Source organism: Catenulispora subtropica (assembly GCF_039531675.1).
Lineage (GTDB): Bacteria > Actinomycetota > Actinomycetes > Streptomycetales > Catenulisporaceae > Catenulispora > Catenulispora subtropica.
The window spans coordinates 98383-124952 of record NZ_BAAAQM010000027.1 but is presented as its reverse complement, the minus strand read 5'-3'; the positions used below and the strand labels follow the sequence as shown (position 1 = coordinate 124952).

Below are 26570 nucleotides of genomic sequence, written 5' to 3'. Positions count from 1 at the left end.
CACCAACAACAACCCGCCCGACACCACAGCACCACACCCACAACCCCCGCGCCCAACCCGGAAGCGGCCCACACCCACGCCCACGCAGCGACCCGACCTGTCCCCACGCCCACGCAGCGACCCGACCTGTCCCCACGCCCACGCAGCGACCCGACCTGTCCCCCGAAAGACCGACGCGGCGCTGCACCAGGCGGCAGCGCAGGACTCAACAACACCATCCGTGGATTTATGTCTGTTCTGAGTCTGGCGCCGTATATGAAAGTTCGAATATATTCACCTCGCCTCCTTCTCCACCCTGCTCCACCTGCGCGCGCGGCTGCACACGGCACCACACCGGTCCATGGCCGGTCTCACCGTCATCGTCATGCCACAACCGTAAGGAGGATCGGATGACCGCTGTCATCGGCGAGGCGTCGTGGTTCTGCTGCGGCACCGCCTGGGGCCCGTGCGGCTCCGCCGGCGGAGGCGCCTGCGGGAACTGCAGCTCCAGCAAGCATCAGCATGCGTGGCCCGCCGCCTCAGCAGCGTGCATTAGCATCACCGACCCGGGAGCCTGCGGGGTCAGTCTGACCCAGCGCGGCTGCGGGTTCGTGCACTACGTCACCAACCTGTGCAACGGCAAGGAGGTCGGCAGCTCCATCGCGGACTGCGGGCCCAACACCCACCAGTTCTGCGGTGAGCGGACCTGCTGCGGCTCGTCCTGCGGCACCAACCGGCTCGTGGACCTCACCGCCTCGGCGTTCAGCGCCATCGCCAGCCTGTCCAGCGGGCTGATCCCGGTCAAGATCGACACGGTCGCGTAGGGGCGGGGGACACCATGACCACTCCAGTGGACCGCCGTCAGTTCCTCACCCGCGCCGCGCTCGGCGGCGCGACCATCGTCGGCGCCACCGCGCTCGGCTCCCTGGCCCCGGAGGCGGCGTTCGGCGCCACCGGACCGGCGGTCGCCCCCGGCACCCCGGACCCGGCGTTCGCCGAGGGCCGCATCACCAAGATCGACGGGTCGATGATCCTGGCGACCGGCTCGGACGGCACCCTCAACCGGATCCAGGCGACCAGTGCCACCAGCGTCTGGAAGCTGACCCCCACCACGCTGGGCGCGGCCCAGGTCGGCGACGGCCTCTACGCGCGCGGCGTGCGGATGCCGGACGGCAGCCTGGCCGCCGACGCGCTGTGGGTCAACATCGTCAGTCTGGACGCCCACGTGGTGACCCTGGCCTCGGACCGGGTGCATCTGGACCACCAGGGCAACAAGATCACCGGCCATGTGGTCAAGGGCGTCAGCGCCGCCGTCTACAACGGCACACCGGCGGTGACGGACCTGTCCATGGTGCCGGTCGGCGGGCACGTCCACGTCGTCGGCGCCTGGCGTCCCGACACCGCCGAGATCGACGTCTCGACGGTGTACGCCAAGGTCTGAGCCGCCGGAACGGCGCTCATCCGCACCACCGCCCCGGCGCGCGCCCCGAAGGCGCGGCGCGCGCCGCCGGCGTTCCGGCACCGACAGGAGGTTGATCCATGACATGGACCGCCCAAGCCCAGCCCTTGTTCCTGGCCGGCGTGCTCGGCTGGTCGGGGCTGGCCAAGACCGTCGGCGGCGATCCCCGCGGCCGCGTGGCCGGCACCGCGCTCCACCGGCTGCTCGGCGCCCGGCTCGCCCCGGCCGCCTACCTCGCGCTCGGCGCCGGGGAGGCGCTGCTCGCCCTGGCGCTGCTGGTCGCCCCGGGCCGCCCGACCGCCCTCGCGGCCGCCGCGCTCGCGTGCGGCTTCCTCGGCTACCTCGGGTATGCCGTGGTGGCGACGCCCCAAGCGTCGTGCGGCTGTCTCGGCAAGAAGAAGGCCAAGCTGTCCTGGCGCGCGTTCGCCCGCGCCGGGCTGCTGCTCGCCGCCGCGGTCGTCGCCGCGGTGGACAAGGCGCCGCAGTGGTGGCAGTCGCCGCCGCTGACTCCGCTCGCTCTGCTCCTGCTCGCCGAGACGGCGCTGTTCGTGATGCTGTCGGCGGAGCTGGACCGGCTGTGGCTCACGCCGCTGCGCCGGTTGCGGGTGCGGGTGACGCGTCCGCTGTCCGGCGCGCCGGACGAGGTGCCGTTGCAGGCGACGCTCAGCGCCCTGGTCCGGAGCCCGGCGTACCGGGAGGCGTCGCCGTGGCTGGCGTCGGACGTGCTCGAACACTGGGACGCCGACGGCTGGCGGATCCTGGTCTACGGCGCGCGCTTGCCCGACCGGCGGGCCACGGCGGTGTTCGCGGTGCCGCTCGAGGGTTTCGAACGCGCCGTCGGTCCCGACCTCGACGCGATCCGGGTGACACTGGTCGACGAGGCCGAGGTGCCGGGGGAGGTCGAGGCGCTGGCCGTGTCGTGAAGATGGGTGCGTTCACCGTCCTGGTCGAAGATGGTGAGGATCTCCACCGCGGGGCCCTGACTGCCGATGGCGTGCGGGGTCATGGTGGAGAACTCGGCGGCGTCGCCCGCGCGGACCAGGACGGTGCGCTCGCCCAGCTGGAGCCGGGCCGTGCCGGACAGCACGGTGAACCACTCGCGGCCGGGGTGCACCCGTAGGTGCTCCGGGCCGGTGGGCCGCTCCGCGGTGATGCGCATCTTGGCGACGGTGACGCCGTGCAGCGAGCGTTCGCGCGACAGCAGCCACGTGGTCAGCCCCGGTGAGTCGCTGGACTGCGGCCGGATCACGACGTCCTCGTCGTCGGCGGACTCCACGAGCTGGTCCAGCGTGGTGCCCAGGGCACGGGCGATCGGGACCAGCTGGTCCAGGGCGATCCGCCGCCGGCCGGTCTCGATGCGGCTGAGGTTCGACGGGCTCAGGTTGCACCGCGCGGCCAGGGCGTCCAGCGTCCAGCCGCGGGCCAGGCGCAGGCCGCGGATGCGTTGACGGATCAAGGCGTCCACGTCGGCTTCCCTGATGACTTCTTGCTCCATAGGCAAGAGTGTATGCCGGATGGGCACGAGGTGCTTATCCTCGGAGCATGGAACACCACAATGCGGACACCCTCGACCTCGACGCCGAGGTAGTGCGAAGCCACCTTGACCAGGTCATCGAATGGGTCGCCGCCCGCACCCCGCCGCAACCCCGCGTCATCGCGGACGTCGGAGCCGGAACCGGAACCGGGACGCTGGCACTGGCGCACCGCTTCCCGACGGCCGAACTGATCGCGATCGACCAGTCGCCGGTGATGCTCGACCGGCTGGCCTCCGTGGCGCCCGCCGACCGGGTCCGCATCGTGCCGGCAGACCTGGACGCCACCTGGCCCGCCGCCGCCGACGGCCTCGACCTGGCCTGGGCCGCCTCCTCGCTCCACCACCTCCGCGAACCCGACCGCCTGCTCGCCGCCCTGCACGGGGCGGTCAACCCGGGCGGCCTGCTCGCGGTCGTCGAGATGGACGGTCTGCCGCGTTTCCTGCCCGAGGACATCGGCATCGGACGGCCGGGGTTGGAGGGGCGGTGCCGCGCACTCGCCGCGCGGCTCGGGTGGAACTCGTACCCGAACTGGACCAAGCACCTGGAACGGGCTGGATTCGCAGAGGTGGAGGAGCAGGACTTCGACTACAACGTGCATCCCGCTCCGCCGGCTGCTCGGCGTTACGCGCTCAAGGTGCTTGGCGGCCTGCGCCATCGCCTGGGCGGCCAGCTGGAACAGGACGATCTCGACACGCTCGACCTGCTGCTGGCGCCCGACGGCCCCGCGTCCGTTCTGCGCCGTGACGACCTCGTCGTTCATGGAAGCCGGACGGTCTGGACAGCGCGACGGATGTGAGTCAGTGTTCGATTCCTCCCAGGGAATCGCACGGAGCGTGCCTGTCGGCCCAGACTCATTCTCATGACTGACGCGCCCTCCACCACCGTCACGTACACCCGCATCGAGACCACGACCGACGGCGGCTCCCGCTTCAGCGACGGCGAACTGGCCCTCGATCCGCGCATCGTCACCACCGGCGTGCCGCCGATGCTGGTCGGGGCGTTGCCGTCGGCGGCCGGTGCCGCCTACGTCCGCAGCGACGGCTTCGACAGCGTGCCGCACCCGGCGCCGGCCGTGCAGTGGGTGGTCATGCTGCGTGGCACCATCGAGGTCACCACTTCCGGCGGCGAGGTGCGGTGGTTCTCGCCGGGGGACCTGGTGCTCGCGGCCGACGTCACCGGCGTGGGGCACCGTACGGCCGGCGTCGGTGACGGTCCGTTCGAGTGCCTGTTCGTTCCCGCCTAGCGCTCCGACTCGGCGCTCCGACTCGGCGCTCCGACTCGGCGCGCTCCGACGCAGCGCCCCGACTCAGTGCTCCAGGCACGCCTGCTCGAACGCGCTCTTCTCGCTCTCCTTGAAGAACTTCGTCCCACTGCCCCCGGCGCACCAGTAGTAATAGTGGTCCGCCGTCGGCGACAGCACCGCTTCGATCATCTGCTTCGACGGAATGCTCACCGGCGTCGGCGGCAGCCCCTTGTGCCCTCCGGTCGCATACGGATCGTTCGGGTCGGTGACCTCGCGCCGGGTCACCGCCACCCGCTTGCCGGCTTGCAGGCTCAGCCAGTACTTCGTCGTCGCGTCCACGCCCACGAAGTCGCCCCGGCTGAGCCGGTTCTGCACCGCCTCGGACACCGCGCGGCCGTCCGGGTCGGCCTTCGTCACCTCGGCCTCGGCCAGCGAGGCGACGATCAGCGCCTCCTCCGGCGTGCAGTGGCGCGACGGCGCGCACCTCAGGGCCGACGCCTTGCTCTCCAGCCCCAGCTTGGTCAGCTCGTCCACCCGCGCCTTCACCATCGTCGACAGCACTCCCTGCGGGGTGTCCGCGCTGGTCAGGATGTAGCGGCCGGGGGCCAGCATGCCCTCGGCGGTCCAGTGCCCGTCCGCGCTCTTGGACCAGGGCGGCAGGCCGATCTGGTTGGTGTCGATCAGTCGCTGGAGATCGTCGCGGTCCCACTCCCGCTTCTTCGCCAGCGCCCGCACCGTCTCCCAGCTGTAGTCGCCCGGCTTGATCTCGACCAGCGAATCCGGGGACAGGTTCGAGGGCTTGAGCAGCTCGGTGATGGCGGCGGCCGCGCTGATCTCGGGGCAGACCCAGTAGGTGCCGGTGCTGATGTCCCGGGAGGCCGGGTTGTGCTCGGCCGCCTCGACGAACGCCTGGGAGCTGCGCACCACGCCCGCGTCGAACAGCGCGTCGCCGATCGCCTTGCCGGTGGCGCCCCGCTGCACCTCGACCAGCACCTTGTGCTTGTCGTCGGCGGCGCAGCCGCCCTTGGAGTAGTCCGGGTAATGCGGGCCGGAGTCCGCGAACATCGCGATGCCGGCGAACACCAGAGCCGCGATGCCCCCGAGCACCACGACCGGCAGCGCCAGGGGAGCCCAGGCCCGAAGGCGGTCGGCGCGCGTCGGCGGCGGGTCTTCGTAGCCCTCGTAGTCCTCGTAGCCCTCGTGGCCCGCGTCGCCCTCGCGGCCTTCGGTGTCCTCGCGGCCTTCGGTGTCCCGCACTACGTTACTCCCGATGATCGAACGCTTACTTGGCGTTGATCATGGCGTGGGGGAGGGGCGCGGCGCAGGTTCATACCCCCAGATGGGGGTCCCGGTCGAGCGTGTCGCGGATCGTCCCCCCATTCCTTCACCTCAGGTTGTGCGGGTCATCTCATGATGAATATCCGCGTTCCACCTGACGGCCCCATCTTGTGCAGTGTGCGTATAGCCGTCATCACCGAATCGTTCCTCCCCCGGGTGAACGGGGTCACGAACTCGGTCTGCCGCGTGCTGGAGCAGTTCGCCGCACACGGCCACCAGGCGCTCGTCGTCGCGGCCAAGCCCGGACCGGCGGAGTACGCCGGCCACGAGGTGGCCGCGGTCGGCGGGTTCGCGCTGCCCGGGTACCGGTCCTTCGTCGTCGGCCTGCCGATGGCGCGGCTGGTGCGGCGCCTGCGCGAGTTCCAGCCGGACGTCGTCTACCTCGCCTCCCCGGTCAGCCTCGGGTGGGCCGGGGCCACCGCCGCGCGCAGGCTCGGGATCCCCTGCGTCGCGGTGTTCCAGACCGACGTGGCCGGATTCGCCCGCCGCTACGGGCTGCGCGGCACCGACAAGGTGATCTGGTCCTGGCTGCGCCGCATCCACGCGCAGGCCGAACTCACGCTGGTGCCGTCCACCGCCACCATGAAGCTGCTGGACGACCACGGTTTCCCGCGCCTCGCGCTGTGGCGGCGCGGGGTCGACGCGGAGCGGTTCCACCCGCGCTACCGGGACGAGCGACTGCGGCACGCGGTGGCGCCGAACCGGGAGACGGTCGTCGGCTACGTCGGCCGGCTCGCCCCCGAGAAGCGGGTGGATCTGCTCGCGAACCTCAGCGGGCTGCCCGGGATCCGCTTGGTCGTCGTCGGCGACGGCCCGGCCGAGGGACGCCTGCGCGAGGCGCTGCCGACCGCGACGTTCACCGGCTTCCTGGACGGTCTCGAACTGTCGCGCGCCTACGCCAGCCTCGACGTGTTCGTCCACACCGGCGCCGACGAGACGTTCTGCCAGTCGGTGCAGGAGGCCATGGCCAGCGGCGTCCCCGTGGTGGCGCCGGCCGCCGGCGGGCCGCTGGACCTGGTGACCCCCGGCCGGACCGGGCTGCTGTACGAGCCGGACTCGGTATACGAGCTGCGCGCCGCCGTCATGCGACTGGCGGCGAACCGTGACCTCCGGGACCTGTACGGGCTCAACGCCCGCGCCGAGGTGGAGGGCCGGACGTGGAGCGCGGTCGGGGACCAGCTCCTGCGGCATCTGGAAGCCGTCGTCGGCGGTCACGGTCCGGTCGCCTTCGGCACCCCGAGCGTCCCGGTCGCTGAGCGCTCGGGCGGCGACGCCGTTTTCATCACCACCACGATCGCGGCCAATGCCGGAACCGGCTCCACCTCGGCCGCCCAGACCGCCCCGGCCGTTCAGCCCGCCCCAGCCGCCCAGACCGCAGCCGCCCAGCTTGCAGCCACCCAGACCGCAGCCGCCCAGACCGCCCCACCGGCCCACCCCCCGACCGACCTCGAAACGGCCGCCTGAATGCCCCGCCCGAACCTCCTCGTCTCGATCCACGACATCGCCCCGGCCTCCGCCCCCGCCACCGGGCGCTGGCTGGCCGACCTCGACGCCCGCGGCGTCCCGGCCACGCTGCTCGTCATCCCCGGCCCGTGGCGCGGGTCCCGGCTGAGCCGGAACCCCGATCTGGTCGCCGAACTGCACGCCGCCGAGGCCCGCGGCCACGAGCTCGCGCTGCACGGCTGGGCGCACCGTGCCGGCCCGGACGGCGCGCCCTGGCGCCGCGCGGCCGCGCGGCTCATCGCCCGCGGCGCCGCCGAGTTCGCAGCCCTCGACGAGGCCGAGGCGACCAGCCGGCTCACCGTGGGCCTGGCCGAACTGGCCGCCCTCGCCATCGAGCCGGCCGGCTTCCACCCGCCCGGCTGGCTCGCGTCCCCGGGCGCGTACAAGGCCCTGCGCCGCGTTGGCCTGCGCTATACGACCTCGCACCTGTTCGTGCACGACCTCATCACCGACCGCCGCCACACCCTCCCGGCCCTGTCCCATCGCCCCGGTGGCCGCGGCGAGGGCCTCGCCGCGGGGCTGATGCGCACGTCGGCCGCGGCGATGGCGCGATCCGGCCGCTCATTCCGCGTCGCCCTGCACCCCGACGACCTGGACCGCCCCGGCCTGCGCGCGACCACGCTCGCCGTCATCGACGACGCGCTGGCCGCGGGCTACCGCGCCGGCACCTACTCCGGGCTCGTGATGCGCGGCGCGGCGGTCGCGGCCCGGTGAGGATCGTCCAGCTCGCGAACGCCTACACCCCCACCTCCGGCGGGCTGCGGACCGTCGTCGACGCGCTCGGCCGCGGCTACGCGGACGCCGGGCACGAGCGCGTGCTCGTGATCCCGGGCCGGCGGCACGCCCGCGAAGAGACCGCGGCAGGACTCGTCGTCACCTTCCCCGGGGTCCCGGTGAGCGGCGGGTACCGGGTCATCCCCCGCTTCGGGCCGGTCCGGGAGCTCCTGGAGGAGCTGGCGCCGGACTCGGTCGAGGTGTCGGACAAGGCGACGCTCGCCGCGGCCGGTCCGTGGGCCCGGAAGCACGGCGTCGGCGCCGTGCTGATCTCCCACGAGCGACTCGACGCCGTGACGGCGGCCCGTTTCCCGCACGCGTGGCGGACCGGGAACCGGGTGTTGCGTCCGGCGCTGCATCGCCGCAGCCGCAACCTGGCGGAGGGGTTCGACGTCGTCGTGGTCGCGTCGGCGTTCGCCGGGCGGGAGTTCGAGGGGACTTCGGCGAAGCTGAGCGAGATCCCGCTCGGTGTCGATCTCGACACCTTTCGCCCGCGTCCGGCCGGTCTTCCGGTCGCGCGGCCCGAGGGCGATCGGCCGTGGCGGCTCGTCTACAGCGGCCGTCTGTCGGTAGAGAAAAACCCCATAGCGGCGGTCGCGGCCGTCAAAGCTCTGACCGCCGCCGGCATCCCCGTCCGCTTGGACGTCTACGGCACCGGCAGCCAGCGGGACCACCTGGAGCGCGCGGCCACCGGTCTGCCGATCACCTTCCACGGCCACCTCGGCGACCGCGCCGCCCTCGCCGCGCACCTCGCCGCCGCGGACGTCGTCCTGGCTCCCGGGCCGGCCGAGACCTTCGGCCTGTCGGTCCTGGAAGCCCTGGCCAGCGGCACTCCGGTGGTCACCGCGGACACCGGTGGAGCCGGCGAGCTCCTCGCCCCCGGAGCCGGTCTCGCCGCCGCCGCGACCGGCCCCGGTCTCGCCGCCGCGGTCACCGAGGTCATGGCCTGGCCCGAGGCCGGGCGCCGGGCCGCCGCCCGCACCCGCGCCGAACAGTATCCGTGGGCCCGGGCGATCAACGCCATGCTCGGCGTGCACGCGCAGCTCAGAACCCTGCCACCGCGGGTCGGGGCCCGTTGACAGCCGACCTCCTCCGCGGTGACAATCTGGCGATCTGCAAATCCTGGGGAGAGTTTGCGAGTGTCCCGGGCGCACGCTGGATCCGGGCACCGCCTGGAGGGGGTATCTGGTCGTGGCGAAGCGTCACATCCGCCTGTCCGCGCTCGGCACGGCCGCCTCGGTCATCACCGGGACCGCGCTGGCCCAGCCCCTTATGGCGCACGCCGACGCGACCACCATCTCCGTCGACAACCTGCGCAGCGCGTGGGACTCGTCCGAGCCGGGCCTGAACCCGGCCACCATCTCGTCCTCGACCTTCGGGCAGATCTTCTCCACCGCGGTCGACGGCCAGGTCTACGCCCAGCCGATCGTGGCCGGGAACATCGTCGTCGTGGCGACCGAGAACAACAACGTCTACGGCCTGGACCCGGTCACCGGCGCCATCGCCTGGCAGCGGAACCTGGGCCCGGCCTTCAAGGCGTCGGCGGTCAGCTGCGGCGACCTGGTTCCCACGATCGGGGTGACGTCGACCCCGGTCTACGACCCCGCGACCGGCACGGTCTATCTGACGTCGAAGACGTACTCCGGCGGGGTCGACACCGCGGCCCACTGGTACATGTACGCGCTCGACGCGGCGACCGGGCAGGACCGGCAGAACTTCCCCATGGAGATCAAGGGCTCGCCGGACAACGACCCGACCACCGAGTTCGACGCCTTCCACCAGATGCAGCGGCCCGGGCTGCTGCTCATGAACGGCGTGGTCTACGCCGGGTTCGGCGGGCACTGTGACGCGGTGCCCTACCGCGGCTTCGTCGTCGGCGTGGACGCCGCCGACGGGCACCAGACGGCGATGTGGACCGACGAGGCCGACGGCGTCAGCACCGGGGGCGGCATCTGGCAGGCCGGCAGCGGCCTGATGTCCGACGGCGACGGCCGGATCTTCTTCTCCACCGGCAACGGGATGAGCCCGCATGCCAGCCCGGACGGCGGGAGCGGCGCGCTGCCGGACAACCTCGGGGAGGCGGTCGTCCGGCTGCAGGTGAACCCGGACAAGACGCTCAGCACGGCCGACTACTTCAGCCCGGCGAACAACGCCAGCCTCGACCTCGGCGACACGGACCTCGGGTCCGGAGGGCCGGTCGGCCTGCCGGAGCAGTACTTCACCGACGCCTCGGGCCGGCACCTGGCCATCGAGCAGGGCAAGGACGGCCGGGTCTTCGTGCTCGACCGCGACGCCCTGGGCGGGATGGCCCAGGGTCCGGGCGGGACCGACGCCGTGGTCAGCGTCAGCGGTCCGTACTCCGCGCAGTTCGGGCACCCGGCGGTGTGGGGCGGCGACGGCGGCTGGGTGTACGCGGTCGGCAGCGAGGGCCCGTTGCGGGCGTTCCGCTACGGGGCGTCGTCCGGGACGCCGACGCTGACCTCCGCCGGCACCACGGCCGACAAGTTCGGCTACACCAGCGGCTCGCCGGTGGTCACGTCCACCGGGACCACCTCCGGCAGCGCCGTGGTCTGGATCATCGACTCGCCCACCGGTTCCACCGGCGTGAACGCCGAACTGCGCGCCTACGACGCGATGCCCAACCCCGACGGGAGCATGCGGGAGCTGTTCTCGGCGCCGATCGGCACCGCGTCGAAGTTCGCCGTCCCGGCGACCGACCGAGGGCGCGTCTACGTCGGCACCCGCGACGGCCACGTGCTGGGCTTCGGCAGCCCGACCACCGCGCCGCTGACCGCGCCGCAGACCTCCTTCGGGCGGCAGGCGGTCCACACCACGGCGTCGGGCACGGTGACGCTGACGGCCACCCAGGCGCTGAAGGTCACCGGGGCGAAGACGTCGTCGGCGGCGTTCGGCGTCGACACCAGCGGCCTGGCCCAGCCGGTCTCGATGGCCGCCGGCGACACGCTGACCCTGCCGGTGACCTTCACCCCGGCCGCGCCCGGCACGATCGGCGCGATCCTGTCGGTCCAGACCGAGTCCGACGGGACGGTCGGCGTCTCGCTGACGGGCACCGGGACGCAGGACGGACTGGGCTCCAACCCGCCGGCCCTGGCCTTCGACACCGACCAGCCGGTCGGGTTCCCGGCGACGTTGCCGGCGCGGATCGTCAACACCGGGACCACCGACGAGACCGTCGGCGCGATCACCGTCCCGGCGGACGGCGGGCCCTACACCGTGACCGGGCTGCCGGATCCGGGCACCGTGCTGGCGCCGGGACAGGGCGTGGACGTGTCGGTGACGTATCACCCGACGGCGGCCGGGGCGTCGACCGACAGCATCGTCATCCACTCGACCAGCGGCAACGCGACGAACGACACCCTGACCATCCCGCTGTCCGGGACGGCGGTCGACGGGCAGGGGCACCTGACGTTCACGCCGCCGGTCGTGGACTTCGGCGACGTCACGGTCGGGAAGAAGAGCACGCAGCGGCTGACGGTCAGCAACGACGGCAACATCCCGCTGACCATCACCAAGGCGAAGGCCCCGGCCGGGGTGTTCAGCACGGCGAAGCCGCTGAACGAGACGATGGTCATCGGGCCGGAGCAGACCGTCACCCTGATGATCGACTTCCAGCCGGACACGGCCGGGCCGGCGTCGGCCTTCTACGAGGTCACCGCGAACACCGGTCAGGGCGCGATGACGGCGCAGTTCATCGGGAACGGCGTCGCCGCGCCCCCGCCGCCGGACGGGGGAAGCGGCGGGGGCGGGACGACCGCGCCCCCACCCCCGGCGCCGACGCCCGCGCCGGCCGGGGGCAACCCGACGGTGTCGCGGCTGTGGGGCGACAACCGGTACCTCACCGGTGTCGCGGTCTCGCAGGCGCAGTGGGCGAACGCGGGCGGCGACAACACCGGACGGGCCGCCGCGCACGGCGTCGTGCTGGCGCGGGGCGACATGTTCCCGGACGCGCTGGCCGGCGTGCCGCTGGCGGCGAAGCTGCACGGACCGCTGCTGCTGACGGACCCGAAGGCGCTGACGAAGGCGACGGAGGACGAGATCCACCGGGTGCTGGGCACCAGCGGCACGGTGGACATCCTGGGCGGCGAGTCGGCGGTCTCGCCGGCGGTGGAGAGCCGGCTGCGGACGATGGGGTACACGGTGAACCGGTACTCCGGCGCGGACCGCGACGCCACCGCGCTGGACATCGCTCGGCGCGGTCTGGGCGACCCGGCGAACGTGGTGCTGGCGACCGGACAGGACTTCGCGGACGCTCTGGCCGCGGGTCCGTTCGCGGCCGGGCCCGCAGCGGTGAACGGAACGCCGGCGGCGATCCTGCCGACCGACGGGAAGACGCTGGACCCGCGGGTGGCCGCGTATGCGCGGTCGAAGGCGGTCGGGTCGACGGCGGCCGCACCCAAGGTGTGGGCGGTCGGCGGGCAGGCGGGTACCGCCAGTGCGAACCTCGGGGGGTTCGTGCAGGTGTACGCCGGGACCGATCGCTACGAGACGGACGCGAAGCTGGTACGGGCCGCGGCGGCCATGGGCGCGGGGGGCGGTGCGGTCACGCGGGTCGGGATCGCGACCGGGACGGGATTCCCGGACGCGCTCACCGGTGGCGCCTACGCGGCGAACGCCGGAGCGCAGTTGGTGACGATCGCTTCGACGCTGGACGCGCAGACGTTGGCGCTGTTGCAGCAATTGCAGCCCGCGCTGGTGTCGGTGTCGGTGTTCGGCGGGCCGAACGTGATCTCGCCGTCGGTCGTCGACCAGGTGACGAAGGCCGTGAAGGGGAAGGCCGGCTGAGGTCTGCTTCCTCGGCGTGAGGCGGGCGGACCTGGTGAGGTCCGCCCGCCTGTTGTCTTCCTGATTCGCTTTCTTCGCTTACAGTGTCGCGTTCTGAGCGGCCTGCCAGACGGCCTGCTCCTGGTCGCCGAAGTGTGTCGCCTCCATCTGCGGGCCCTGAAGCCAGACCAGCCAGCCCAACGGGCTGGGGCCCTGAGCAGGGTCCTGATAGCGCGAGTTCACCCCGGTCTGGACACCGGTGCCCGTGGCCGGGTCGAAGTTCTGGAGCCAGGGCCCGCCGCTGCACCCGGGGGCTTGGGCGCTGTCCATGACGTCGTTCGGGTAGACCGCGTCGGCCTGCGACCGGCCGCGGGTGACGGTCAGCGTGCGGCCGTCGAAGGAACGCCAGAGCGCGGGCGGGACGCCGTGGCTGGCGAGCTGGCCGTTGTTGTTGAACGACCAGTACCAGTTGCGCTCGTTGGCCTGCGGATAGCCGAACATGTACGCGTACTGGTTCTGCGGCAGGTTGAAGCCGATCTGCTGAGCCCCGGTGACCTGCGCGACGGGCCGCGGGTCGTCGGGGTTCGCGACGAGGAGGGCGGCCATGTCGTGGCCGAGAGCCCAGTCGGCGCTGCCGGCCCAGGTCGCGGTGATCCACTCGCGGGTCGCGCCCCACACGCCGTAGGGCGCGATGTCGGCACCGGGGAGCGCCGTGCTCGTGGTGCCGCGAGGCAGGGCGGCGCCGTTGTACCCGGGGATGAAGACGACGTTGGTGACCAGGGTGTTGCCCATGCCGTACTGCGCACCGAGGTCGAACGGCGTGTGGACGGCGAGGCAGTGGGCGGCGGTGACGACGACGCTCTGGTTGGCGCCCGTGACGACGTCGGCCGAGCAGGCCTCGTCGTGGACCGACCCGTTGTCGACGTCCTTGAGGGTCATGAAGAGCTTGCCGGCCGTGTGCGCTATCAGGCCCCCGCCATCGGTGGCGCCGTCGTTCCACGGCTTGCTGAGGTCGTCCCCGCCACTTTGCGGAGGGATGGCGTCCTGACCGTCGTCGTTCAGACCGGCGGCCGCCATCTTGGCGAGGGTCCAGTAGCCGATCTCGGCACGAAGCGACTGGTTGAAGCCAGGTCCCGGAGCGACGAGCCGGGGGAGCTCGACGGCCCCGCTGTCGGCATGCGCCGCCGGAGCGGCCGCGACCCCGATGGAGGTCGCGCCCGCCGCCAGGAGCAGGGTGCTGACACGTGCGGAAACGTTGCGCAGGAGTGCTCTCAAGGTTCCGTCCTTATGTCGTGGAGATGATTGATTGTCACGACGAGAGTTCACAACCCGCGCACAGTGATCGCACAATCAAGCGAGTGCGGACACTAGTTCCGGTAGCGGAACACGATCCGCCCGCGCGTCAGGTCGTAGGGGCTGAGCTCCACGAGGACCCGGTCGTAGGGGACGATCTTGATGTGGTTCTTGCGGATCTTGCCGCTGATGTGGGCGAGCACCTTGTGGCCGTTCTGCAGTTCCACGGTGAAGTTGGCGCTGCGCAGGCAGTCGATGACGGTGCCCTCGACTTCTATGCCTCTGTTGACTCTGCTCATGCGTATACCAGTTCCAGGTTGTGGCTAGTGAGGGTGGCGCCGGCCGTCTCGAGGAGAGCGGTGGCGGCGCTGTTGGCTTCATTGACCTCGGCCCAGGCGGCGGGGGTGCCGCCGTGGTGGAGGGTGGTGAGGGTGTGGGCCAGGAGGGCGCGGGCGATGCCGCGGCGGCGGTGGTCGGCGCGGACGGCCAGCAGGCCGATGCGGGGTTGGCGGGTGACGGCGGCCAGGCGGAGGAGGCCGACGTAGTCAGAGCCCTGAGCGGCTACCGCGTACTTCGACGGGTCCACCACCGTGTCGCCCTTCGGCAGGCGGATCACTTCGGCGGGCATCGTCTGCCAGCCGACGGTGGCGCCGATCTCGGCGCGCAGGGTGCGGTCGAGGGCGCGGAGGGGTGCCTCCTCGGCGCGGCCCGCGGGGATGATCGTCACGCCGGCCGGCGGGCTGACGGTGGCGAGTCCGGTGGTGCGCGGGTCGGTGGGAAGGAGGTACCCGCGTTCTCGGCGGGCGATGGAGAAGCCGGCCAGGAGCCAGGAGGCTGTCTGGTCGGTGTCCGCCTCGTCGACCACCGTGTACACCGGCCGCGGCAGTTCGGTCAGCATCGAGGCGGCGAGGAGGCGGAAGACCGCTTCGTGCCACGAGTCGATGCTGATGAACAGACGGCCGTCCGGCCGGTGCGTGGCGTCGCCGCGTCCGACGACCTGGTCGTCTTCGAGAGCATGCCACTGGTGTTCCGCGACCCGGGTGATCACGACCGTGGGGTCGGCCGGGGAGGGGGGATGCAGAATGTTCATTTCTGGTCGCCTTTCGGAGTGCCTCGCGGGGCGCTCCGGCGGCCAGGGTCAGTCGCTCACCGTGATGCGAAAGGGGAGCACCCGCATCGTCGTCTTGGTCACGGGTCTCACCTCCTTGGTCGGGATCACGGCTGCCCGCACGCTATCAGCCGGGGCCGTGCGGGCCAATCGCTTATTCCAGGCCCTTCGCGATGAAGACGAGCAGCAGCTCCTCCAGGCGCGCACGCTCGGTGTCGTCGAGGTCCCGCAGCGGGCCCTGCCCGGTCAGGACCGCGAGGCCGTGGACCCCGGACCAGATCGGGTACTCGACACCCGGGCGGTCCGCGGCGTCCAGGACGCCGGCGGTCACCAGGTCGTCGAGCGCCGCCCGCAGCTGACCCAGGGGGCTGCGATCCACCGCCGGTGCGGCGTCCTGTGCCGGTGCGGTCGGCGCGATGTACGGGTGCTGCTGCGGGACGGCGAACGCGGTCGCGAACAGCCCCGGCTCCTCGCGGGCGAAGCGCAGGTACGCGGTCCCGATCGCGCCGAGGCGGAGGAACGCCGCGTCCGGATCGTCGCGCTCGCCGGACACCTGGGCCACCCCGGCGGCCATCCGGTCCCCGAGCTCCGCCATCGCCGCGGCGCACACGGCGGCCAGCAGCTCGTCCCGGTCGGCGAAGTGCCGGTACGCGGCGTTGGGGACGACGCCGACCAGCCGCGTCGCCTCGCGCAGCACCACCGCGTCCGGTCCGCCGGCGCGCGCCAGCTCGACGCCGGCGGCGATCAGGCCGGCGCGGACCGCGCCCCGCGGCCGACGGCGCCCGGGCGGGGGCTGGTCCGAGGCGGGCTGCTCGGACGCGAGCTGGTCGGACGCGTTCTCGGCGTCAGGGCGGGCCATGGTCACCCCCTCAGGATAACAATGTGGACGCCGTACACCAAGGGAGCTATGGTGGACAGCATCCACATAATCGCGTCTGGAGGCGGACCGCCATGACTTCCACCACCCGCCTGGAACCCCTTCTCGTCAGGAACGAGGCCTTCGTCCGCGACCACGGCCCCCAGCCGCTGGCCCCGCCGACGGCGTCGCTGATCGTCGTCGGCTGCCTCGACCATCGCGTCGATCCGGCCGTCGTCCTGGGCCTGCGCCTGGGCGAAGCCCCGGTCATCCGCAACGCCGGCGGCCGCGTCACGCCGGCGGTCATCGAGGAGCTCGCCTACCTGGCCTTCCTGGCCCGGCGCGTGTTCCAGTTGTCCGGCCCGCTGTTCGAGGTCGCCGTCATCCACCACACCCAGTGCGGCACCGGCTTCCTCGCCGATCGCGGGTTCCGCGGCGAAGCCGCCGCGGCCACCGGCCTGACCGAGGACGCGCTCGCCGCCTCGGTGGTCGCCGATCCCTACGCGACGGTCCGCACCGATGTCGAGCGCCTGCTCGCCTCGCCCCTGATCCCGGCCGCGGTCAGCGTCTCCGGGCACGTGTACGACACCGAGACCGGACGCGTCAGCACGGTCGTCGGGCCCGCGGCCTCCGGCTGAACGTCCCGGGGACAGCCGGCCGAGGAGGTGGGCCCGAACCGGCTGGCCGACTTGTCCGCGACCGGCTCGCCCATGCGGCTTCGGCCGAAGTGGGCGACAGTTGATCCATGGCTACCGAACCCGCGGCTCCCGACCAGCCCAACGTCGTCTTGCGCGGCGGCCCGCTCGACGGGGCGATCCTTGTCGTCAGGTCGTTGCACAACGGGATCGAGCGCGAGGGCGGCGGTCAGATCCACACTTATGTGCCGACCGAGGACGCTGACGACGAGTACCCGACGATGACCGTGTTCATCTACGCCGGCTCGCAGCCGGCGGCGTGGCTCGGCGGCGGACTGGTGGGCTGATCCGGCCCCGGGCCGACCGGGTCAGGCCCTTGCGATGGCGGATCGGGAACCGGGCGCGCCGATCTCCACGTCGGCTCTCCGATCAGCGCCGCGCGCAGGGCGCTGTCCGCGTCGAATCCGATGGACGAAGCGGCCCCGGATCTTCTCCGGGGCCGCGAACCGGCTGCTCAGCCCGCCGCCGGATCCAGACTCCCGACCACCGACGAGGCGATCTGCGAGACCCGCTCCCGCTGGGGGAACGCGCCGACCGGCACCCGCGCCACCTCGGTGGCGGTGGCGAAGCTGACCACTGACACCTCGCCGCGGTTGCTCAGCGAGACGAAGCAGTACTGACCATCCGCGCTGGTCTGGCCCCAGTAGGGGAGCGCGCCGGAGGGATACGTGACGGTGCCCGCCGTGGTGAGGTTCGAGGTCGCCACGATGGCGGTGTAGTCATCGATGGTGCCCACGTCGCAGATCTTCGATCCGTCGCCGGACAGGGCCAGACCGTGGTGCGCCGAGTTCTTCGGGTAGTCGTCGGGCTTCATGGTCGCGCCGCCGCTGGCGTACGGCATCTGGACGGTGTTGAGGATCTTGGAGGTGCTGAGGTCGTACTTCACGAAGCCGTTCAGGTACGACAGATCGGCGTAGAAGGTGTGGCCGTCCGGGGCGATCTCGTTGGGACGGATGCCGTGCGGGAGCGTCCAGGTCTGCACTACCTGCAGGGTGTGCGCGTCGACCTTCGTCAGCTGGAAGGATCCCTTGGCCCACTCCATGGACTTCGGCAGCGAGGTGATGCCGATGCTGGAGTTGTAGATGTAGGCGCCGTCGGCCGAGAAGTCGTTCTGGTGCGGGTAGGTCCCGGTCGGGAAGGACCCGATGATGGCGCCGTCGGCGGTGTCGACGACCTGCGCCACCTGCGCGGTGGTCGCCGAGACCACGTAGCGGGTGCCGTCCGGGGACAGGGCCGCATGGTCGGCGTGGAAGCCGGCCAGCCGGGTGTGCCACAGCTCGGCGTGGGTGGCCAGGTCGAAGGCCGCGACGTCGTCGAGGTTGCCGCGGGAGACGTAGAGCGTGCGGCCGTCCGGCGAGATGGTGGCGTCGTCGACGAACCGGTCGCCGCCCTCGACGGCCTTCACCGTCTGGTACCCGGCCAGCCACACCGGGTTGATGTCGATCTCGAACATCCGCTGGTTCAGGTCCGGGATGACGTTGATCGAGCCGAGGTTCGCGAAGGTGTGGCCGTCGATCACGCTGACCGTGCCCGCCTGCGCGTTGCCCACCACGAGCACGTCGCGCAGGCCGGAGTCGGCGGAGGCGGGTGTGGCGGCGATCGGCGCGGCCGCCACGGCGGCGGCGGTGAGGCCGCCCGCGGCGAGGACGCGGGCGGCGCGGGTGACGCGGGTGACGCTGATGATCCGGCGGAGTCTTCGTGGCATGAGCGCTCCCAAGATCGGTCCGAAAGGAGTGTATCGGGGCCTTGAGAACATAGAATCGATTCGCTGAGGAGTCCATGCCTGCTCGCAGACTTCTTACCGATCAGTAGTACCGAGCGGTAGCCACCGGCGGCGCGGGTCAGTCCGCCTTGCGGTCCTCGTTCAGCAGGATCATCGCGACCATCGCCCCGGTCCGGGTGTCGTAGCAGGCGAGGTGCCCGGTGACGTGGTCCATGTCGCCGGCGTGCCACGCTGTGCCGGGGGCCTGGTCGGGGATGGACACCTGGGTCGACGCGGGGACGTCCACGGGGATCACCACGGTCATGGTCCCGGAGGCGCCGTCGGAGTCGGTGACCGTCACGGTCGCCTCGCAACGGCGCGGCACGCTGTTGGAATCGGCGTCGGCGACGCTCAGGGAATGTTTGGCGAGGTGCCCGTGATGGTTGCTTTCGTTCCGTTCCTCGATGGCGATGTTGCTCGAGAACACGGCCCCGAGGGCGTTGGAATTCTTGACGGCGTGGAGGTTGTTGAGGCTGCCGTCGATGAGCCCGGCGTGGGCCGGCTCGACGGTGGCCAGCGTCGTCACGGCCGCGAGGGCTACGGCGGGCGCGACGCGCAGGAAGGTGCGGGTTCTCATACCGGTCGAGCCTGCCCGCATCGCCGCCCGATGATCGTGAGCCACCACGGACCGATCACTCGATCGGCCGAGGCATACGCCCCCGCCTCCGGCTGCCGGATCGTCAGGAACACGAACGCCACCAGCAGCCACGGCAGGTCGGCGGCCGCGGTCATTCGCTGAGCGTTCCCGAGGCGTCCGGCGTATAGCGCAGAGTCGACTTCTCCAACTGCTGCCGGAACCGCTCGGCGAGGGTCGGCGGCAGGTCGTCGAGGGCTTCGAGGAACCGGCGGTGCTGCTCGAGCGCTTCGTCGCCGCGTCCCGCGTCGTGCAGCGCGCGGGCGATCCCGTTCATCGCGTCGAGATGGATGTAGCGCTCGCCGATGTCCCCGCTGACCTTGACGGCCTCTTCCAGTGCCGCCCGCGCTTCCTCGAACTCCTCCAGCACGAGATGCGTGTAGCCGAGGTTCCGCAGGCCGTAGGCCACGCGCGTGCGGTACCCGCCTTCCCTCGCCTTGGCGACCACCAGCTGCACCATGGTGAGAGCGTCGCGCGGCCGGCCCAGCTCGTGCAGGCACACCGCCAGCGTCGTCAGGGCGCCGATCTCGCCGTGGTCGTCGCCGACCTGCCGGTAGAGCGCCAGCGCCTCCTCGGCGTTCGCGACCGCCGACTCCGGCAGTCCGCTCTTGGCCCGCGCCAGCGCCAGTTCGCTTTGGACGTGCGCTTCCAGAAGGCGGTCCTTGTGGTCGTGGAAGATCTCCAGCGCCTGCAGCAGCGGCACGACGGCGCCGTTCGGGTCCGGAGCCGGGCCCTGGAGCCGGGACGAGCCGACGATCCGCAGCACCCAGGCCCGCGCCACGTCGTCGTGGCTCCGGCCCGCCGCGTCCAGGGCGATCGCGTTCAGGTGCTCCTGCCCCTGCCAGTCCGCGGCGATCGCCGCCAGCCGCTGCGTCACCACCGGCAGATACCACGCGAGCTCGTTCAGCCCCTGGTCGACCGCCGTCGCCACGACGCGCGCCAGATTGGACCGCTCCCGCTCGTAGAACGCCAGCGCCTCCCCGGCGCCGCCGAAACCGGGGACGTGGTCCGGTGTCTCGGCGACCGGCGGCGGCAGCGTCCGGCCGGGCGACTCCGCGGCGGCCGCCGCCGTCATGGCCGCGGCGTACCACATGACGACCCGTGCCACCGCGGCCGACCGGGACGCCGGCGTCATCTCGGCCGCGGCGCGCTCGGCGGCGTAGGCCCGCAACAAGTCGTGCAGTTCGTAACGGTCCTGAGTCCGCTGCAGCACCAGGTGCTCGTCGCAGAGCTCCTCCAGGATCCGCTCGGCCTCGGCCGGATCCAGGTCGGCCAGCGCGGCCGCCGAGCCGGCCGTCGCGTCCAGCCCGGGATGCAGGCCCAGCAGCCGGAACATACGGCGGGAGGCCGGAGCGAGCTCCTGATACGACAGGTCGAACGCGGCCGGCATCGACCGCCCCGCGACCGCGAGCGTCGCGATCCCGCTCCGCAGCCGTCCGGCCAGCCCCTCCAGCGTCCAGCTCGGCCGGGACCGCAACCGGGTCGCGGCCAGCGTGATCGCCAGCGGCAGGTGCCCGCACAGCGCCACGATCTCCCGCGCGGCCTCGGGCTCGGCCGCCACCCGCTCGGCCCCGCCCAGCCGGGTCAGCAGCGCCACGCCCTCGTCGGTGCCGAAGACGTCCAGCCGGTAGAGCTCGGTGCCGTCCAGCCCGGCCAGGGTGCGGCGGCTCGTGACGATCACCAGGCAGCGCGCGCTCCCCGGAATCAGGGGTCTGACCTGCTCCTCGCTGGCCGCGTTGTCGAGCACCAGCAGCGCGGCGCGGCCGTGGATCCGGTCCCGGAACATCGCCGCGCGCTCGTCGACGCCCTCCGGGATGTGCTGCGGCGCGACCTCCAGCTGCCGCAGGAACGCCTCCAGCACCGCGGACGGGTCGGCGGGCGGCCAGTCCGGGTCGAAGCCCCGCAGGTTGACGTAGAGCTGCACGTCCGCGTACCGGCCGGCGCGCACCAGCGTGTGCGCGGCCCGCAGCGCCAGCTGGGTCTTGCCGATGCCCGCCATGCCCTCGATGGCCGAGATGACCATGGTCGGCGCTCCGGCCTCCGCGGCGCCGCCCGCCTCGCGGGGTGCGGGCCCGGGCGCCGGCACCGCCGCCAACAGCCGCCGCAGCTCCGGCTCGCGGCCCGTGAACGTCGGCAGATCCGCGGGCAGCTGGCGGAACACCCCGACCGGCCCTCCGGTCTTGGCCTCGGCGTGCACCCGGACACAGGCCTGCCGCCAGCGCTCCACCTCGGCGGCGTCCAGCCCCAGGGCGCGCACCATGGCCACCACCAAGTCGAAGTCCAGACGGCGGCGGTCCGGCCGGAACGCGTCACGCAGCGTCGAGGCCGACACCTGCTGCGGCTGCCGCAGCAGCGGCCCGACCTGCCGGGCCAGGGTCCGGTACGACGGCGCGCCGGCCCACAGCCGGAGCCGGCCCAGTGCGGTGATGAACCCCGGCAGGTCGGTGACCTGGTCGGGATCCGGGACGTCGTCTGGAGCTGTCACCGGGGCCACCTCTTCGTACGCTGACCGCTCCCGGAAGGGGCGGGGGACCAGTTTAGGTCGGCGGACGGACTTGGGCGGGATACGTGCCTCATCCCTCCACGGCACCGCACAGTGAAGACACCGCGAACGTGCTGCGGAGAGGAGGTGACCACCATGAAGAAGATCAAGATCCGCAAGCTCGACAAGCTCGAGGCGACGTACCACCCGTGGGAGGACGGCGCCGGCTGATACGCCTTTCCCCAGGCGGGATCCGGCATGCGCCGGGTCCCGCCGCTTCCGCGCTCCCCGCCCGAGGAAAGAGAACCAGCATGCTGCGACCACGCCTCAAGCCGGGCCACCGGCCCCAGATCCACGCCGACGGCAAGGTGTGGTTCGGACCCTGGGTCCACGGGCTGGCCACCGAGATCGAGGACGAGGACGGTGTCCTGCGGGCCCTGATATCCCGGATGGACGGCTCGCTCACCCGCGGCGAGCTGGTGCTCCAGGCGACGGCGGCCCTACCGCCCGGGGTGGCCGGTCCGGAGGACGTCGGCGAGGTGCTGGACTTCCTCATCCAGTCGGGCTGGGTCCACGACGCGGCCGCGGTCCTGCCGCCGCAGCTCGGTTACCGGGACCTGGCCCGGCACAAGCGCACGCTCGAGTACTTCGACACGGTCAACCTGGACCCCGCCACGAACGCCTACGAGATGCTCGCGACGCTCAAAGCCGCCCGGGTCGCGGTGCTGGGCGTCGGCGGCGTCGGCTCGGCGGTGGCGGCCGGCCTGGTCGCCTCCGGCGTCGGCGGCGTGCACTGCGTCGACCACGACCGGGTCGAGCTGTCGAACCTCAGCAGGCAGCTGCTGTTCACCGAGGCGGACGTCGGCCGCCGCAAGGTGGGCGCCGCGGTGCGCCGGCTGACGGAGCTGAACAGCGACGCCGAGGTCACCGCGGAGGAGGTGCTCCTGGACGGAGCCGACGCCGTCGCGCGCGTCGTGATCGGCCACGACGCCTTCGTGCTGTGCGCGGACCGGCCGCGCGGTCTCATCCGGCGCTGGGCGAACGAGGCCGCGTACCGCCTCGGGATCCCGTTCCTCAACGCCGCCTACATCGGCCCGGAGATGTCGCTGTCGACGTTCATCCCCGGGCGGACTGTGTGCATGGACTGTCTGAACGCCGGCTTCGCCGAGCGGTCCGAGGAGATGGGGCTGCTGCGCCACGTCCCGGACGAGACCGACGACCACCACCCGGTCATCGCCGCGTCGGCGGCCATCGCAGGGCACTACGTCGCCCTGGAGACGATCCACCTGTTGCTGGGGATGCGGGTGCAGACCGCCGGCCGGTCGTTGCAGCGCTACCTGATCGACTACGACCAGCAGCACTACATCGAGGGCGCGCCGCGGCCGGACTGCGCGGTCGGGTGCGGCAAGCGGATGGGTGCGCCGTGACCGCCGTCGAGACACCCGCCGGACAGCCGGTCGCGGTCGCCGCGGATTCGGTGGTCGTCCTGCACGACCTCACCTTCCGTCCCGAGGAGGACGGCGCGTGGGTCGTCGGCCGCGCGGCCACCGGCGAGTTCGTCGAGCTGCCCGCCGAGGCCAAGACGGTGATCGACCTGCTGACCGCCGGGCGGCGCGTCGGTGAGGCGAAGCGGGAGGCGGACCGCCGCCACGACGCCGACCTCGACGTGGCCGACTTCGTCGGCGACCTGGTCGAGCTCGGCTTCGTCGCGACGGTCGACGGCCGGCCCGCCGACGCCGGCGCGGCCGCGCCGCAGCCGCCGAGCCTGCCGCGGCTGCGGCCGGGGCACGTGCGCTGGGTGTTCACGCCGCCGGTCGCGATCGTGCTGGCGGCGTATGTGGCCGTCGGGTTCGGCGTCGCGCTCCACGATCAGGTGATGCCGACCTTCCGGTCCTTCTTCGCGTTCTCCCATCCCGGTGTCAATGCCCTGACCGCCATGGTCCTGAGCTGGAGCAACGCCGCTCTCCACGAGTTCTGGCACCTGGCCGCGGCGCGGGCGGCGGGCATCGGCGGGCGGATCGGGTTCGGCACCCGGTTGACGTTCCTGGTCGCGCAGACCAGCGTGCCGGGGCTGTGGGCCGCGGATCGCCGTGCCCGGCTGCGCTTCTACGTCGCCGGCATGATCTCCGACCTCGTCGTCGTCTCCACGTGCCTGCTCATCGCCGCCTCGACGCCCACGGGGTCGGTCGCGCACCGCATCACGGAGCTGATCAGCCTCACGATCCTGCTGTCGTTCCTGTTGCAGTTCGCGGTCTATGTGCGCACCGACGTCTACCTGATCGTCCAGGAGCTGACCGGCTGCAAGAACCTTCACGGCGACGCGACGGCGCGCTTGCGGTGGTGGGCCGCCGGCCTCCGGTCCCGCGGTGCGCGCTCGCGGGGTCCGGACCCGACCGACGGCCTCCCGCAGCGGGAGCGGCGGCCGGTGCGGATCTACGCCGTCGTCGTAGCACTGGGCTCCACGGTCACCCTCGCCGAGTTCGGGTTCTTCCAGCTGCCGATCCTCGCCGTGACGATCTACCGCAGCGCGCGGGAGGTCGCCGTGAACGTACCGGCCGGCGCCGTGCCGCAGATCGTCGACGGCACGATCATGCTCGTCGTGCCGGTCGTCACGCAGGCGCTGTTCATCAGGACCTTGACGAGGCGGATCAGGGCCCGTCGTCGAGCGCTGTGAGCAGGTCCCGGGCCTCCTGACCCGCGTCCCCGGCGTCCTCGATGCCCTCCCACCGGCGGACGGCGTCGGTGGCCAGGACGTAGGCGAGATCCGGGTCGCCGCCGGCGGCGGCGAACCGGGCGCGCGCCGTGACGGCCTCGGCGGCGCCCCAGGGGTACTCGAGTTCCTCATACCGGGCCAGGACCTTGCCCAGCCGCTCGTCGGCCGCCGCGTAGTCCCCTTCGGCCGCCTCGCAGCGAGCCGTGACCTCCCAGGTCTGGGTGACTCCCAGTTCGTCGTTCAGCGCGGTGAACAGACGCCGCGCCGACGCCGCGTGTCTGCGGGCCTGCCGGGGGCGGGAGCGGGTCAGCGCCAGCTCCGCGAGGCAGCCCAGGGTGTCGGCCTGGGCTCGCAGGTCGCCGTGGCGGCGGAACGCTTCAAGGGCTTCGTCCAGGGACGCTTCGGCGGCCTCGGTCTCCCCGATGCCGGTGAGGAGCTGGCCCAGGTTCACCAGCGCGGCGCCCAGCGGGCGGTCGTGGCCGCCGGTCCGGGCGTCGTCGGCGGCCTGCCGGTACAGGTCGCGGGCCGCCTCCGGCGAGCCGTAGAAGTGTTCGTACATCCCGAGATTCGTGCGGGAGGCCGACGAGCCGGCCGTGTCGCCGGCACGCTCCCACAGCGCGATCGCGCGCTTGTAGAGGCCGGGGACGCCCGCGGTCTCTTCGAGGCAGGACTCCAGCGAGGCCAGGCCGTTGAGAGCGCGGGCCAGGCGGACGGCGTCGGCGGCCGCCGGGGGATCGGCGCGCGACGGGTCGGCGTCCAAGGCGGTCAGCGCCCGGCGGAGCCAGGCCCGGCCGCCGCGGATGTGGCCGCGGGCGTACCAGAACCGCCAGAGCGCACCGGACAGGCGGATGGCCTGCTCGGCCCCGCCGTCCTCGACGAGGCGCGCGAGCACGGCGCGCAGGGTGTCGTGCTCGTCGTCGAGCCGGTCCAGCCAGGCCGCCTGGTCGGGACCGGTCAGATGCGGCTCGGCCCGATCGGCCAGTTCGACCGCGTAGTCCGTCAGGAGCCGCGAGACCGTGGCCGTTTCGGCGTGCTGCTCCAGCTGCTCCGCCGCGAACTCCCGCACCGGCTGCGAGAGGCGGTAGGTCAGACCGTTCGGTCCCTCCTGGATCTGCACCAGATGGGAGTCGACGAGCTCTGCGACGGCCACCGGCGCCTGGGGACCGCCGACCGCCGCGAGCGCCTCCCACCGCCACCGCGCCGGGAAGATCGCCAGCGAGCGCAGCAGCGTCCGCCCCGCCTCGGGCAGCTGCTCGTAGCTCCACCGCACCGACGCGGCCATGCTCCGCTGCCGGTCCGGCAGGTCGCGCGGCCCGTCGGCGAGCAACCCGAGCGCTCCGGACGCCGAGGCCAGGGCGTCGACGATGGAAGCCGGATCCAGCGAACCGATGCGCTCCGCGGCCAGCTCGATCGCCAACGGCAGCCCGTCCAGCGCCCGGCAGATCGCGCCGACGTGACGCAGGTCCGCCGCGGTGGGGCGCCAGCCGTAGCGGCGGCGGGCCGCGTGGAGGGTGAAGAGCTCGACGGAGGCGGGGAGCGGCGTGCCGGCTCCCGCGGCTCCGCCGGCACCGCCGACCCCCACCGCCGCGCCCGGCCCGGCGACCTCCTCGGGCCCCGGCACCGGCAGCGGAGCCACCGCGTACTCCTGCTCGCCGCGCACTCGGAGCGGTACGCGACTGGTCACCAGCACCGACAGGTTCGGGCACCCGGACACCAGGGCCGTGAGCGGGTCGGCGTGGTCGACCAGGTGCTCCATGTTGTCCAGGACCAGCAACAGGCGGTCGCCGCCGAGGCGGGCGGCCAGGTCCGCGGCGTCCGCGACCTCGCCGCCGCCCGGGGCGGTCAGCCGGTGCGCGATCGCCCGCAGCAGATCGTCCGCGTCGCGGAGGGGGACCAGGTCCACGTCGCGGACGCCGTCCGGGAACGCGGTCGCGGCCGCGGCGGCCGCCGCGGCCGCGAGGCGGGTCTTGCCCACACCGCCGGGTCCGGTCAGGGTGACGATGCGGCTGGTGCCCGCGGTCAGCAGGTCCGCGACGCGGGCGGTGTCGGCCTCGCGGCCGATCAACGGGGTCGGGGGGATGCGGACCCTGCTGAACACCGCGGCCGGGTCCGGGCCGGTCGGCAGGCCGCGTGCCGCGTGTTCGAGGCGTTCCCGGCGCGGACCGCTGAGGCCGAGGCCGCCGGCCAGCAGGCGGACGGTCTGCACGCGCGGCGACGGGAACTTGCCGCGCTCCAGATCGCTGATCGTCCGCTGGGCGACGCCTGAGCGGTGGGCCAGTTCCTCCTGTGTCAGGCCCGCCGCCCGGCGCTCCTCGCGCAGCAGCGCGGCGAAGGTGTGGTCCACGAATCCCCCCAAGGAACCAGTGGTGACGAGGTGCGCGGTGCAGGCGGCCCCGGCGGATCCGTGGGTGATC

At 72.6% G+C, this 26570-nt stretch carries 23 protein-coding genes and 1 pseudogene; 13 read left to right on the top strand and 11 right to left on the bottom strand.

Annotated elements, in window-relative coordinates; genetic code table 11:
- Positions 1–389: 389 nt before the first annotated feature.
- The 3 genes from ABD466_RS23510 (at position 390) to ABD466_RS23500 (ending at position 2361) form a co-directional block, all read left to right on the top strand.
- Entirely contained in the window at positions 390–803 is a 414-nt protein-coding gene (locus tag ABD466_RS23510) for an RlpA-like double-psi beta-barrel domain-containing protein (RefSeq protein WP_344659307.1), read from the top strand.
- A gap of 14 nt (positions 804–817) precedes the next feature.
- Positions 818–1420 (top strand): cell wall protein, encoded by a 603-nt coding sequence (locus ABD466_RS23505; RefSeq protein ID WP_344659306.1) that lies wholly within the window; start codon positions 818–820, stop codon positions 1418–1420.
- A gap of 98 nt (positions 1421–1518) precedes the next feature.
- The gene (locus ABD466_RS23500; RefSeq protein ID WP_344659305.1) at positions 1519–2361 is read left to right on the top strand and encodes a MauE/DoxX family redox-associated membrane protein; all 843 of its coding nucleotides are present in this window, start codon (positions 1519–1521) and stop codon (positions 2359–2361) included.
- Here the strand turns inward: ABD466_RS23500 and ABD466_RS23495 are convergent.
- Positions 2358–2933: pseudogene (locus ABD466_RS23495) on the bottom strand (helix-turn-helix domain-containing protein); the annotation flags it as partial. The gene ABD466_RS23500 and the pseudogene ABD466_RS23495 overlap by 4 nt on opposite strands.
- A 47-nt stretch (positions 2934–2980) precedes the next feature.
- Between ABD466_RS23495 and ABD466_RS23490 the strand changes: the two are divergent.
- Positions 2981–3769, top strand: a complete 789-nt coding sequence (locus tag ABD466_RS23490; protein WP_344659304.1) for a class I SAM-dependent methyltransferase — start codon at positions 2981–2983, stop codon at positions 3767–3769.
- A 63-nt stretch (positions 3770–3832) separates the two neighbouring features.
- A complete protein-coding gene (locus tag ABD466_RS23485; RefSeq protein WP_344659303.1) occupies positions 3833–4216 on the top strand; it encodes a cupin domain-containing protein in 384 nt (127 codons plus the stop codon).
- Positions 4217–4279: 63 nt separating this feature from the next.
- Here the strand turns inward: ABD466_RS23485 and ABD466_RS23480 are convergent, their stop codons facing one another.
- Positions 4280–5473: an endolytic transglycosylase MltG gene (locus ABD466_RS23480; RefSeq protein WP_344659302.1), complete on the bottom strand. Its 1194-nt coding sequence runs from the start codon at positions 5471–5473 to the stop codon at positions 4280–4282.
- Between the two features lie 198 nt (positions 5474–5671).
- On the opposite strand from ABD466_RS23480, the gene ABD466_RS23475 reads away from it, so the two are divergent.
- The 4 genes from ABD466_RS23475 (at position 5672) to ABD466_RS23460 (ending at position 12634) form a co-directional block, all read left to right on the top strand.
- Entirely contained in the window at positions 5672–7018 is a 1347-nt protein-coding gene (locus ABD466_RS23475) for a glycosyltransferase family 4 protein (RefSeq protein WP_344659301.1), read from the top strand.
- Positions 7019–7771: a DUF2334 domain-containing protein gene (locus ABD466_RS23470; protein WP_344659300.1), complete on the top strand. Its 753-nt coding sequence runs from the start codon at positions 7019–7021 to the stop codon at positions 7769–7771.
- Positions 7768–8910 (top strand): glycosyltransferase, encoded by a 1143-nt coding sequence (locus ABD466_RS23465; RefSeq protein ID WP_344659299.1) that lies wholly within the window; start codon positions 7768–7770, stop codon positions 8908–8910. The genes ABD466_RS23470 and ABD466_RS23465 overlap by 4 nt, the downstream gene beginning before the upstream one ends.
- A 112-nt stretch (positions 8911–9022) precedes the next feature.
- The gene (locus ABD466_RS23460) at positions 9023–12634 is read left to right on the top strand and encodes a cell wall-binding repeat-containing protein (protein WP_344659298.1); all 3612 of its coding nucleotides are present in this window, start codon (positions 9023–9025) and stop codon (positions 12632–12634) included.
- 78 nt (positions 12635–12712) lie between these two features.
- Here ABD466_RS23460 and ABD466_RS23455 read toward each other — a convergent pair whose 3' ends face one another.
- The 4 genes from ABD466_RS23455 to ABD466_RS23440 all read right to left on the bottom strand — a co-directional run bounded on the left by ABD466_RS23455 (position 12713) and on the right by ABD466_RS23440 (position 15873).
- Positions 12713–13888 (bottom strand): trypsin-like serine peptidase, encoded by a 1176-nt coding sequence (locus tag ABD466_RS23455; protein WP_344659297.1) that lies wholly within the window; start codon positions 13886–13888, stop codon positions 12713–12715.
- A 92-nt stretch (positions 13889–13980) separates the two neighbouring features.
- On the bottom strand, positions 13981–14205 hold the full coding sequence (gene infA, locus ABD466_RS23450) for a translation initiation factor IF-1 (RefSeq protein ID WP_344659296.1): 225 nt from the start codon (positions 14203–14205) through the stop codon (positions 13981–13983).
- Entirely contained in the window at positions 14202–14996 is a 795-nt protein-coding gene (locus ABD466_RS23445) for a GNAT family N-acetyltransferase (RefSeq protein WP_344659295.1), read from the bottom strand. Before ABD466_RS23445 ends, infA begins: the two co-directional genes overlap by 4 nt.
- A gap of 172 nt (positions 14997–15168) precedes the next feature.
- The gene (locus tag ABD466_RS23440) at positions 15169–15873 is read right to left on the bottom strand and encodes a TetR/AcrR family transcriptional regulator (RefSeq protein WP_344659309.1); all 705 of its coding nucleotides are present in this window, start codon (positions 15871–15873) and stop codon (positions 15169–15171) included.
- Positions 15874–15965: 92 nt separating this feature from the next.
- On the opposite strand from ABD466_RS23440, the gene ABD466_RS23435 reads away from it, so the two are divergent.
- Both ABD466_RS23435 and ABD466_RS23430 read left to right on the top strand, forming a co-directional pair.
- Positions 15966–16508 carry a carbonic anhydrase gene (locus ABD466_RS23435; RefSeq protein ID WP_344659294.1) on the top strand — a complete coding sequence of 181 codons (543 nt, stop codon included), beginning with the start codon at positions 15966–15968 and terminating at the stop codon, positions 16506–16508.
- A 107-nt stretch (positions 16509–16615) separates the two neighbouring features.
- Positions 16616–16852 carry a hypothetical protein gene (locus ABD466_RS23430; RefSeq protein WP_344659293.1) on the top strand — a complete coding sequence of 79 codons (237 nt, stop codon included), beginning with the start codon at positions 16616–16618 and terminating at the stop codon, positions 16850–16852.
- Between the two features lie 167 nt (positions 16853–17019).
- Here the strand turns inward: ABD466_RS23430 and ABD466_RS23425 are convergent, their stop codons facing one another.
- The 4 genes from ABD466_RS23425 to ABD466_RS23410 form a co-directional block, all read right to left on the bottom strand.
- Positions 17020–18270 (bottom strand): YncE family protein, encoded by a 1251-nt coding sequence (locus ABD466_RS23425; RefSeq protein ID WP_344659292.1) that lies wholly within the window; start codon positions 18268–18270, stop codon positions 17020–17022.
- A 136-nt stretch (positions 18271–18406) separates the two neighbouring features.
- Positions 18407–18904, bottom strand: a complete 498-nt coding sequence (locus tag ABD466_RS23420) for a hypothetical protein (RefSeq protein WP_344659291.1) — start codon at positions 18902–18904, stop codon at positions 18407–18409.
- Positions 18901–19059, bottom strand: coding sequence for a hypothetical protein (locus ABD466_RS23415; RefSeq protein ID WP_344659290.1), 159 nt, complete (start codon positions 19057–19059; stop codon positions 18901–18903). The genes ABD466_RS23420 and ABD466_RS23415 overlap by 4 nt, the downstream gene beginning before the upstream one ends.
- The gene (locus tag ABD466_RS23410; protein ID WP_344659289.1) at positions 19056–21446 is read right to left on the bottom strand and encodes a tetratricopeptide repeat protein; all 2391 of its coding nucleotides are present in this window, start codon (positions 21444–21446) and stop codon (positions 19056–19058) included. The genes ABD466_RS23415 and ABD466_RS23410 overlap by 4 nt, the downstream gene beginning before the upstream one ends.
- 308 nt (positions 21447–21754) lie before the next feature.
- Here ABD466_RS23410 and ABD466_RS23405 point away from each other — a divergent pair, with 308 nt between their 5' ends.
- A complete protein-coding gene (locus tag ABD466_RS23405; protein ID WP_344659288.1) occupies positions 21755–22870 on the top strand; it encodes a HesA/MoeB/ThiF family protein in 1116 nt (371 codons plus the stop codon).
- Positions 22867–24117: a hypothetical protein gene (locus ABD466_RS23400; RefSeq protein ID WP_344659287.1), complete on the top strand. Its 1251-nt coding sequence runs from the start codon at positions 22867–22869 to the stop codon at positions 24115–24117. The genes ABD466_RS23405 and ABD466_RS23400 overlap by 4 nt, the downstream gene beginning before the upstream one ends.
- Here ABD466_RS23400 and ABD466_RS23395 read toward each other — a convergent pair.
- Entirely contained in the window at positions 24092–26500 is a 2409-nt protein-coding gene (locus tag ABD466_RS23395; protein ID WP_344659286.1) for an ATP-binding protein, read from the bottom strand. The genes ABD466_RS23400 and ABD466_RS23395 overlap by 26 nt on opposite strands.
- Between the last annotated feature and the right edge of the window lie 70 nt (positions 26501–26570).

Bases quoted from the DNA above. Each gene is read 5' to 3' on its own strand.
- ABD466_RS23510 (WP_344659307.1), top strand. From the start codon at position 390: ATGACCGCTGTCATCGGCGAGGCGTCGTGGTTCTGCTGCGGCACCGCC.
- ABD466_RS23505 (WP_344659306.1), top strand. From the start codon at position 818: ATGACCACTCCAGTGGACCGCCGTCAGTTCCTCACCCGCGCCGCGCTC.
- ABD466_RS23500 (WP_344659305.1), top strand. From the start codon at position 1,519: ATGACATGGACCGCCCAAGCCCAGCCCTTGTTCCTGGCCGGCGTGCTC.
- ABD466_RS23490 (WP_344659304.1), top strand. From the start codon at position 2,981: ATGGAACACCACAATGCGGACACCCTCGACCTCGACGCCGAGGTAGTG.
- ABD466_RS23485 (WP_344659303.1), top strand. From the start codon at position 3,833: ATGACTGACGCGCCCTCCACCACCGTCACGTACACCCGCATCGAGACC.
- ABD466_RS23470 (WP_344659300.1), top strand. From the start codon at position 7,019: ATGCCCCGCCCGAACCTCCTCGTCTCGATCCACGACATCGCCCCGGCC.
- infA (WP_344659296.1), bottom strand. From the start codon at position 14,205: ATGAGCAGAGTCAACAGAGGCATAGAAGTCGAGGGCACCGTCATCGAC.
- ABD466_RS23445 (WP_344659295.1), bottom strand. From the start codon at position 14,996: ATGAACATTCTGCATCCCCCCTCCCCGGCCGACCCCACGGTCGTGATC.
- ABD466_RS23440 (WP_344659309.1), bottom strand. From the start codon at position 15,873: ATGGCCCGCCCTGACGCCGAGAACGCGTCCGACCAGCTCGCGTCCGAG.
- ABD466_RS23435 (WP_344659294.1), top strand. From the start codon at position 15,966: ATGACTTCCACCACCCGCCTGGAACCCCTTCTCGTCAGGAACGAGGCC.
- ABD466_RS23430 (WP_344659293.1), top strand. From the start codon at position 16,616: ATGGCTACCGAACCCGCGGCTCCCGACCAGCCCAACGTCGTCTTGCGC.
- ABD466_RS23425 (WP_344659292.1), bottom strand. From the start codon at position 18,270: ATGCCACGAAGACTCCGCCGGATCATCAGCGTCACCCGCGTCACCCGC.
- ABD466_RS23420 (WP_344659291.1), bottom strand. From the start codon at position 18,904: ATGAGAACCCGCACCTTCCTGCGCGTCGCGCCCGCCGTAGCCCTCGCG.
- ABD466_RS23415 (WP_344659290.1), bottom strand. From the start codon at position 19,059: ATGACCGCGGCCGCCGACCTGCCGTGGCTGCTGGTGGCGTTCGTGTTC.
- ABD466_RS23405 (WP_344659288.1), top strand. From the start codon at position 21,755: ATGCTGCGACCACGCCTCAAGCCGGGCCACCGGCCCCAGATCCACGCC.